At 40.3% G+C, this 7,954-nt stretch carries 9 protein-coding genes; all 9 read left to right on the forward strand.

Going from position 1 to position 7,954, the window contains the following annotated elements; genetic code table 11:
* Window positions 1–156: 156 nt before the first annotated feature.
* The 9 genes from MNV_RS16240 to MNV_RS16275 are packed head-to-tail and all read left to right on the forward strand — an operon-like array spanning window position 157 to window position 7,796.
* Window positions 157–1,419: a restriction endonuclease subunit S gene (locus MNV_RS16240; protein WP_096206990.1), complete on the forward strand. Its 1,263-nt coding sequence runs from the start codon at window positions 157–159 to the stop codon at window positions 1,417–1,419.
* Between the two features lie 23 nt (window positions 1,420–1,442).
* A complete protein-coding gene (locus tag MNV_RS16245; RefSeq protein ID WP_096206991.1) occupies window positions 1,443–1,988 on the forward strand; it encodes a nucleotidyltransferase domain-containing protein in 546 nt (181 codons plus the stop codon).
* Entirely contained in the window at window positions 1,963–2,235 is a 273-nt protein-coding gene (locus MNV_RS16250) for a hypothetical protein (RefSeq protein WP_096206992.1), read from the forward strand. The genes MNV_RS16245 and MNV_RS16250 overlap by 26 nt, the downstream gene beginning before the upstream one ends.
* A complete protein-coding gene (locus MNV_RS19900) occupies window positions 2,232–2,402 on the forward strand; it encodes a hypothetical protein (RefSeq protein WP_179294039.1) in 171 nt (56 codons plus the stop codon). The genes MNV_RS16250 and MNV_RS19900 overlap by 4 nt, the downstream gene beginning before the upstream one ends.
* Before the next feature lie 38 nt (window positions 2,403–2,440).
* Window positions 2,441–2,734: a nucleotidyltransferase family protein gene (locus MNV_RS16255; RefSeq protein WP_096206993.1), complete on the forward strand. Its 294-nt coding sequence runs from the start codon at window positions 2,441–2,443 to the stop codon at window positions 2,732–2,734.
* Window positions 2,727–3,212 carry a HepT-like ribonuclease domain-containing protein gene (locus tag MNV_RS16260; RefSeq protein ID WP_096206994.1) on the forward strand — a complete coding sequence of 162 codons (486 nt, stop codon included), beginning with the start codon at window positions 2,727–2,729 and terminating at the stop codon, window positions 3,210–3,212. The genes MNV_RS16255 and MNV_RS16260 overlap by 8 nt, the downstream gene beginning before the upstream one ends.
* A gap of 54 nt (window positions 3,213–3,266) precedes the next feature.
* On the forward strand, window positions 3,267–4,208 hold the full coding sequence (locus MNV_RS20900) for a DUF1186 domain-containing protein (RefSeq protein ID WP_096206995.1): 942 nt from the start codon (window positions 3,267–3,269) through the stop codon (window positions 4,206–4,208).
* Between the two features lie 5 nt (window positions 4,209–4,213).
* The gene (locus MNV_RS16270) at window positions 4,214–7,243 is read left to right on the forward strand and encodes a type I restriction endonuclease subunit R (protein WP_096206996.1); all 3,030 of its coding nucleotides are present in this window, start codon (window positions 4,214–4,216) and stop codon (window positions 7,241–7,243) included.
* Complete coding sequence (locus tag MNV_RS16275; RefSeq protein ID WP_218838054.1) at window positions 7,218–7,796, forward strand: M48 metallopeptidase family protein; 579 nt, start codon at window positions 7,218–7,220, stop codon at window positions 7,794–7,796. The genes MNV_RS16270 and MNV_RS16275 overlap by 26 nt, the downstream gene beginning before the upstream one ends.
* Window positions 7,797–7,954: the final 158 nt, after the last annotated feature.

Below are 7,954 nucleotides of genomic sequence, written 5' to 3' on the forward strand. Positions count from 1 at the left end.
TGATACGAACTCAAGCCATCCAGAGTTCGTACGAGTTCGTATCAGTTCGTTGTTAACTTCTATTTTGTTGTTATCTTTGCGCTCTTTGCGGTTGAACGCCTTTTCCGCTCCTGCGCCTGCCGTTTATACGCGGTTGAGCGGCGCGGGGGGATGAGTATGGAGGGTGGGAGGATGACGGAAATCGGCAAGGCTCCAGAGGGATGGAAGATTGTGAGATTGGAGGACGTAGTTGAAATTAATAAAGAGTCTCGCGATCCAGCTAAAGAAACACTAAATGATAGATTCCTCTATATTGATATTGAGTCTATTGAGGGCGGAACTGGAGTTATTAAAGCAGCAAAGGAACTATTGGGGAAAGATGCCCCTTCAAGAGCAAGAAGAGTTGTACACCAAAATAATGTAATAATGTCAATGGTAAGGCCATACTTGAAAGCATTCGCTTTAGTACCAAGGGGGTACAATAATCAAATTTGCTCTACTGGCTTCGCTGTGTTGAGTTGTAAAAATGTAATTGTGCCTTGTTATTTGCTTTATACCCTTTTCTCTAAAAATGTAATAGACCAGTGCAACAAAATGATGGTGGGTGGCCAGTACCCTGCTTTAAATCAATCGCAGGTTGCCAAAATTGAAATCCCCCTCCCCCCTCTCCCCGAACAGCGCCGCATCGCCGAAGTCCTAGGCACAGTGGACAACGCCATCCAGAAGGTGGGCGGCGCAATCGAGAAGACGAAGCGCCTGAAAAAAGGGTTGATGCAGAGGCTGCTGACGAAAGGGATAGAGCATGAGAGGTTTAAGGAAACGGAGGTCGGGAGGGTGCCGGAGGAGTGGGAGGTCGTACAAGTGGGTAATATTACAAAAGAGCATAAGCAGGGCTTCTATACAGCAGAAAATTATAGTGAAGAAGGTATTAATTTAGTGAGAATTACTGATTTACAAAATCCTGAGATATCGTATGCAACAATGCCTAAAATTAAAATTGATGATGGGACATTTAAGCAATTTAAAGTAGATGTTGGTGATTTTCTAATTGCACGAAGTGGAGCAATTGGTAGATATGGGGTAGTTAAAGAGCCAATCCCTTGCATTTTTGGATCCTATATCATTCGATTCCGCTTCGATAATTTGCGGATTGATAATTTATACTTTGGAAAACTTTTTGAGTCCAATTTTATTTCTAATGAACTTAGAAAAATTACGCAAGGTGCTACAAACAAGAATATTAACGCCCAAAACATCAAGAAAATAAAAATCTCCCTCCCCCCTCTCCCCGAACAACGCCGCATCGCCGAGATTTTGAGCGCCGTCGATAAGAAGCTTGAGCTTGAGCGCAGGAGGAAGGAGAAGCTGGAGAGGGTGAAGAAGGGGCTGATGGATGAGCTGCTGACGGGGAGGAAAAGAATAAAAGAAAAGCATATATAATTAATGGAACAAATTTGTTACATATGGAACTAAATATAGCCAGTGAGATATTAAATATACTTTTGGGCGAGGAGATACATGCCAGAGCACTGGCTAAAAGACTTGACATCAACCACATGACGGCGATAAGAAACCTGAAAGAACTCGTCAATGAAAATGTTCTGGAATTCAGGAAGGATGGAAGGAACAAGGTCTATTTCATGAAAAAGAACATGGAAGCAAGAAATTATGCGCTCATATCGGAATTGTACAAATTAAACAAAACATTGAAAAAATACCCCGAACTTAGAAAAACAATAAAAATTATCCAGCAAAACAAAGAAATCGGGCTTGCAGTTCTTTTCGGAAGCTATGCAAGAGGCACAGCGACAAAGAACAGTGATATTGATGTATTTATCGAAACAAAAGATAGGAACCTGAAACAGGAGCTTGAGCTTCTTAACTCAAGATTGAGCGTGAAAATCGGGGAATACGACAGGTCAAGTCCGCTTATAAAAGAGATTGAAAAAAAGCATATAATAATCAAGGGAGCTGAGCCGTTTTATGAAAAAATCGGATTTCTTCAATAGATTGCAGGAGGAAGGAAAACTTCAGCTTGTCCCGCCCAGCGAAGAGATTATGTATTATCTAAAAAATTCACTTGAAGGCATACTCAAAGAAAAAGCAAAGAAGGAATCCAAAAAGATAACAGATACTAAGACAGCTCCTCACATAGCTGATTTGCTTATTCTGGCAGGTCTTGCTGAACTAGGTTATACAAAATCGAGTGGCAATGGGAAAATTCAGGGCATAAGATCGAAGGCAGATCTTAAATGATATCATCTAATAAATTCACTGAAAAATCCCTTGTCGAGGATTACATCATTGAAAAACTCATCGATAATGGCTGGCGCTTCAGGCCTTCTGACGAGCCATCGATATCATGGAACAATGTCGATATTTCAGGACTTTATGGGATTGAAATGTATGGTAAAAAGCCATAATATTATGATAAAATGTGGTTAATGATAAGGGTGAAACTATGAAAAGCAAAGATGAAATCTTGAAAGTCCTGAAAAAAGAACTCCCCTCCCTCAAGGAAAAATTCAATGTAAAAAGCATCGGCATATTCGGCTCTTACTTAAGAGGAGAGCAAACTGAAACAAGCGACATCGATATGCTTGTTGAGTTTGAGGCGCCAGTGGGTTTCTTTAAGTTCATTGAGCTTGAGGATTACCTGAGCGAGAAACTTGGGGCAAAGGTTGATCTTGTAACTCCAGATGCTTTAAAGCCTCTTATAAAACCTCACATAATGCAGGAGGCTGTCTATGCCTAAAAAGAGAGATATCAATCTTTTTTTCGCGGATATACTCGAAGCCATAGACAAAATCAAGGAATATACACATGGCATGGGCTATGAGGAATTCATTCGGGATAAAAAGACACAAGACGCAGTGGTCAGGAACCTGGAAATAATAGGAGAAGCAGCCAAGAATATTCCAGATGATGTTAAGGAGAAATATCCTGAAGTCAACTGGAAAGCAATAACCGGCATGAGAGATAAGCTCATCCATGAATATTTTGGGGTAAGCAATCCTATAGTTTGGGAGACCATAGCAGGTGATATTCCAGCTTTTGAAGCTCAAATTAAAGAGATTTTGGAAACTGGAAAGAATACTGAGGTAAAGGGTACATTGAAATCGTTACGTCAAAAAGCTGAGGCTCTTGGTTTAACTGAAGAAGATGTAGAAAAAGAGATTAAAGCTCATAGAAGGAAAAATGAAATCAGAGGATTCGGGATGGGGACATTATGATACGCTTTGCGATTTGTATGATGAACTGGGAACAGCAATAAAAGAGGAGTGAAAATGACAGCAGGAAAAGATGAGGATTTATCTGATCTGATAAGAAGCCGGACTGAAATGGAGTGGGATAAGCTAAAGGCAAAAATCCCTGCAATGTCAACAAAAGAACTGGTCGAGCTGATGGTAGAACTCAAGCTCTACGTGAACAGAAATCTCGCCCTTGAGATCGCAAAAAGAGAGGATGCGGTCTTCTACCTCAGGAAAATGATACAGGATGGCATGCACTGGCGAAGCGATGGCCCCGGAGAGGGCTGGTCTCCCATCCATGCCATACATATACTTGCGCTTATAAAAAGCAGGGAAGCGCTTGAGCTTTTGTTAGATATAATCAGGTATCATGAGGATGATTTAAGCGATTGGCTGACAGAAAATGTATCAAGCCTGCTGGTTGCATTCGGAGAAGATGCTATAGAATCGCTCAAGGAATTCACTGAAGATGAAACTCTGGAATCCTTTGCAAGATCAACGGCAACAACTGCTCTCAAAGTATTAGCTAAGAAATTTCCACAGCATGAAAATGACATCAAGCTGCATTTAATAGAATTGCTGAAATCCACTGGAGACGACACATTCGCAGGTCTTGTTGCAGATGATCTTACTTCATTTCATGATCCTTCTGTAATACCTGAAATTCACAGGGCTTTTGAAATGGGGAGAATTGATGAGATGGTTATACGCGAGGAAGAAATAATTGATACAATAAATGGTGTTTATCATGATATCGATGAATCTGAATTTAAGAGGTATACAGAAGACCCTCTAAACCATTTCTCAAGGGAAGAAATTGAATACCTCCATAATCTTCATTACGCCAAACCCGAGAAGAAACACATCGAGCCTGCTGAAGCCAAACCCAAAAAGAAAAAGATCGGAAGAAACGAACCATGTCCCTGCGGCTCAGGGAAAAAATACAAGAAATGCTGCATGGGCAAGGAGAAGTCATAATATTTATGCCAAAGTTCACTGAAAAATCCCTTGTCGAAGATTATATCCTCGAAAAACTTACCAAAAAAGGCTGGCGCTTCGTGCCTGCTAACGAGCTTGAGCGAGAAAGCTTAAGCGAACCTTTGCTTCTCAACAATCTTGTCAGGGCAATAAAGAGGCTGAACGCAGAAAAAGGGATCGGGGATGAGGAATTAAAACATGTCCTGAATGAACTTAAACTTAAAGGCTCCGGGAATGAGGGACTGAAGCAAATCCTCAATTATCTCAAGTTCGGCGTACCTATAAAGTTTGAAAAAGATCGGATGGTGAAGTATGTCAGGCTCTTTGATTTTGATGACGTGGATAATAACGAGTTCATCGTAAGCAGGCAGGTGGTCTATCACGGCAGGGATGACATAAGGACGGACATAATGCTTTATGTCAACGGAATCCCCCTTGCAGAGATCGAATGCAAGAATCCCGCAAGCTTTTCTGAGAACTGGTTCGATGCATACAAACAAATAAAGGATTATGAAAAAACGGTCCCTGAACTTTACAAGTATGTCCAGATAGGCGTAGCTGCAGAGCAGACCGCCATGTATTTCCCTGTTGTCCCATGGCAGGAAGAGATTAAAGTTAATCAGTGGAAGGAAGAAGAAAAAGACCCGATTGATTCCACTATTGAGATGCTCTCAAAGGACATATTGCTGGATATAATTCGCAATTTCATGTTCTTCAGGGTGGAGATGGGAAATGCCACAAAGGTCATCGCAAGGTACATGCAGTACAGGGCAGCCAGAAAAATCGTGAACAGGGTATCTGCCAACCTGAGAGGAGAGGATGAAAAGAATAAAGGGCTGATATGGCACTGGCAGGGGTCGGGCAAAACGCTGACCATGATTTTTGCAGCACATAAACTCTATCATCTGAAGAGCCTTGAAAACCCCTCTATCTTTTTTATCGTGGACAGGATTGAACTGGAAGAGCAGCTCTACACGGAGTTTAACTCGCTTGATATCGTAAAGCCTGAAATCATCGGCTCCATCGACGAATTAAGAAAGGTTCTGAAACACGATGAGGGGAAAGGCAGGCGGGGCATAATGATAACACTGATACACAAATTCAGGGTTGAAGAACTGGGCGAATTGCAAAAAGAACTGGAAGAACTCTCAAAGCAAAAAGAAACAATCCTGACCAGAAAGAACGTGGTAGCATTCATCGATGAAGGACACAGGAGCCAGTACGGAACAATGGCCGGTCAGATGAAAAAAATCCTCAAATATGCCTTCTTCTTTTCCCTGACAGGAACACCCATCTCCAAAAGGGGAAAGGATACCTATCTGGAATTCAGCTATCCGCCGGAAGAGAAATATCTTGACAGGTACTTCATTACAGACTCAATCCGGGATGGTTTCACTGTAAAACTTGTCTATCAACCGAGGCTGGAGAAGGAAGTTCACCTGAAAAAAGATATGCTTGAAACATTTCTTGAATTAGAATTCGAAGAGCTGCCCGATGAAACAAGGGATAAAGTGGAAGAGGGAGTAAAGAAGCGGCTCAATGCCATAAACATGTTCCTTGAAAACCCCAAAAGGATTGAGTTGATTGCTAAAGATATCGCAGAGCACTTTAAAGAAAATGCTGACGGGACATTCAAAGCTATGGTGGTTGCAGCTAGCAGGAAAGCTTGCGCCTATTATAAATTATATCTTGATAAGTGGTTGCCGAAAGAATATTCAGAAGTCGTCATGACCTACAATGAAAAGCGCGACTCTCAGGTCATACAGAACAGGATCAGTGAGGCAAAGGCGCAATACGGCGAGAAGGAAATGGATGAGATACGCAAGGAAGTCATAGAGAAATTCAAGGAAGAAGAAAATCCAAAGATTCTGATCGTTACAGATATGTTACTGACAGGTTTTGATGCGCCCGTCCTTCAGACCATGTACCTTGATAAGCCGCTAAAGGAACACCGTCTTCTCCAGGCGATAGCAAGGACGAACAGGCCGTATAAAGGAATAAAAGAAGCCGGAGTAATATTAGACTATATAGGGATATTAAAAGAATTTAAGCGAGCTTTTGAGATATACAGCGAAGAGGAGATCAAAGGTGCGCTCTCCGGGATGGAAAGCCTGAGGGAGGACTTCAATATACTCCTTGATGGCTTACTTGCGCTCTTTTCTGCTATTCCTAAAGATAGCTATGACAGGCAAACCATGCTTAAAGCCATTGAAGTTCTCACAACAGATGAAGAGAACAGCAAGAGATTCCTGGAAGATTATAGAGAACTGAGGAAGATTTTTGAGCTTTTAGGGCCCGCTGAAATCAAAGTTGAACGATTCTCTGATTATAAATGGGTCTCGGGTATCTACACGTTTTATATGAATAGTGTTTTGCAAAATCAGCTTGGGCATGAGATGTATGTCCAGAGATACTTCGATAAGACCTTAAAGTATGTTCACAGGACAACTGAACTTGAAAATTTGCGCAAAGACCTGCCCGCAATAAGTTTCGATGAGAATTATCTCAAGGATCTGGAAGAAAAGGTTAAGGGCAAAGAAGAAAAGGCTGCAAGCATCGTATTTACATTGAATAGATTGGTTTTAGTAGAAAAACATAAAAATCCGGTTTATGAATCCCTGACCGAAAAAGTAGAGAGGATTTTGAAACTCTGGAAAGAAAAAACCAAGGATTTTGAAAAAATTTACTCCGAAGGGACAGAAGTATTTAAGAAAATTGAGAAACTCTCTAAAAGGCAAAAGGAATTTGGTTTTTCTGATATGGAATACTCCTTGCTCCTGAATTTAGAGAAAAACTTCGGCGAGGATAGCGAATTTATAAGAGATGTCAGGGAGCTCTCTGACAGATTACGAGACCATATTTTTAACAATTGGGCGGTACAGCAAACAGCAAGGAAAACTGTTGAAAGGGAAGTCCGCCGTTTCGTACGCAGGTATGTTAAAAGATATGGTTTGAAGATCGACGAGCTTGATAATTTATATCAAAATTTAATGGAAAATGTGGAAAACTATGGGAAACCAGGTTCGAATCAGTGATTCAACTATTAGCTATGAAGTAGTCTACCGGAATATAAAATATCCGAGATTAGAATTCAAAACAGGTGAATTACTCCTTGTTTTACCCAAAAACTATGAAAATCAAAGCAACATAATAGAAAAACATAAAAAATGGATACACAGGCGAAATGCCGAGATTGTAGCGGCATTAGAGGAAGCACGGAAAAAAAGGCTTGAACTAAAAAGAACTGATAAGGAATTCAAGCAGTTAATACAGTCCTTTGTTGAAAATATTTCTGAAGAATTAAAAATTAAAATTAATAATATCTATTACAGGAAAATGAAATCCAAATGGGGAAGCTGCAGTTCTAAAAAGAATCTTACAATCAATATTATTTTGAAATATTTACCTGAAGATATGGTGGAATATGTGATTTTTCATGAAATGGTCCATTTAATTGAAAGAAAACATAATGAATATTTCTGGAAAATTATATCGAATAAATTCGAAAATTATAGTGAAAAAGAAAAAAGCCTCTTTGAATATTGGTTTTTGATTCAGGAAGTAAATGAGATAAAACCAATGAGATAATCTAATGATGGCGAAGCCTTTGTGCTATACCTGCCTCACCTTCCGGTAGGCTTTATGCAGCAACCTTATAAAATTTGCCAGGAACCGCTCTTTCCTTTCTATCCTTCTTACAAAAATATTTTCTTCAGAAATGAGCCTCAGGCAAATTCGTCGATTTA

The sequence above is a fragment of the Candidatus Methanoperedens nitratireducens genome (assembly GCF_900196725.1).
Classification (GTDB): Archaea; Halobacteriota; Methanosarcinia; order Methanosarcinales; family Methanoperedenaceae; genus Methanoperedens; species Methanoperedens nitroreducens_A.

Bases quoted from the DNA above. Each gene is read 5' to 3' on its own strand.
- MNV_RS16270 (WP_096206996.1), top strand. From the start codon at position 4,214: ATGCCAAAGTTCACTGAAAAATCCCTTGTCGAAGATTATATCCTCGAA.
- MNV_RS16260 (WP_096206994.1), top strand. From the start codon at position 2,727: ATGCCTAAAAAGAGAGATATCAATCTTTTTTTCGCGGATATACTCGAA.
- MNV_RS16245 (WP_096206991.1), top strand. From the start codon at position 1,443: ATGGAACTAAATATAGCCAGTGAGATATTAAATATACTTTTGGGCGAG.
- MNV_RS16250 (WP_096206992.1), top strand. From the start codon at position 1,963: ATGAAAAAATCGGATTTCTTCAATAGATTGCAGGAGGAAGGAAAACTT.
- MNV_RS19900 (WP_179294039.1), top strand. From the start codon at position 2,232: ATGATATCATCTAATAAATTCACTGAAAAATCCCTTGTCGAGGATTAC.
- MNV_RS16255 (WP_096206993.1), top strand. From the start codon at position 2,441: ATGAAAAGCAAAGATGAAATCTTGAAAGTCCTGAAAAAAGAACTCCCC.
- MNV_RS20900 (WP_096206995.1), top strand. From the start codon at position 3,267: ATGACAGCAGGAAAAGATGAGGATTTATCTGATCTGATAAGAAGCCGG.
- MNV_RS16275 (WP_218838054.1), top strand. From the start codon at position 7,218: ATGGGAAACCAGGTTCGAATCAGTGATTCAACTATTAGCTATGAAGTA.
- MNV_RS16240 (WP_096206990.1), top strand. From the start codon at position 157: ATGGAGGGTGGGAGGATGACGGAAATCGGCAAGGCTCCAGAGGGATGG.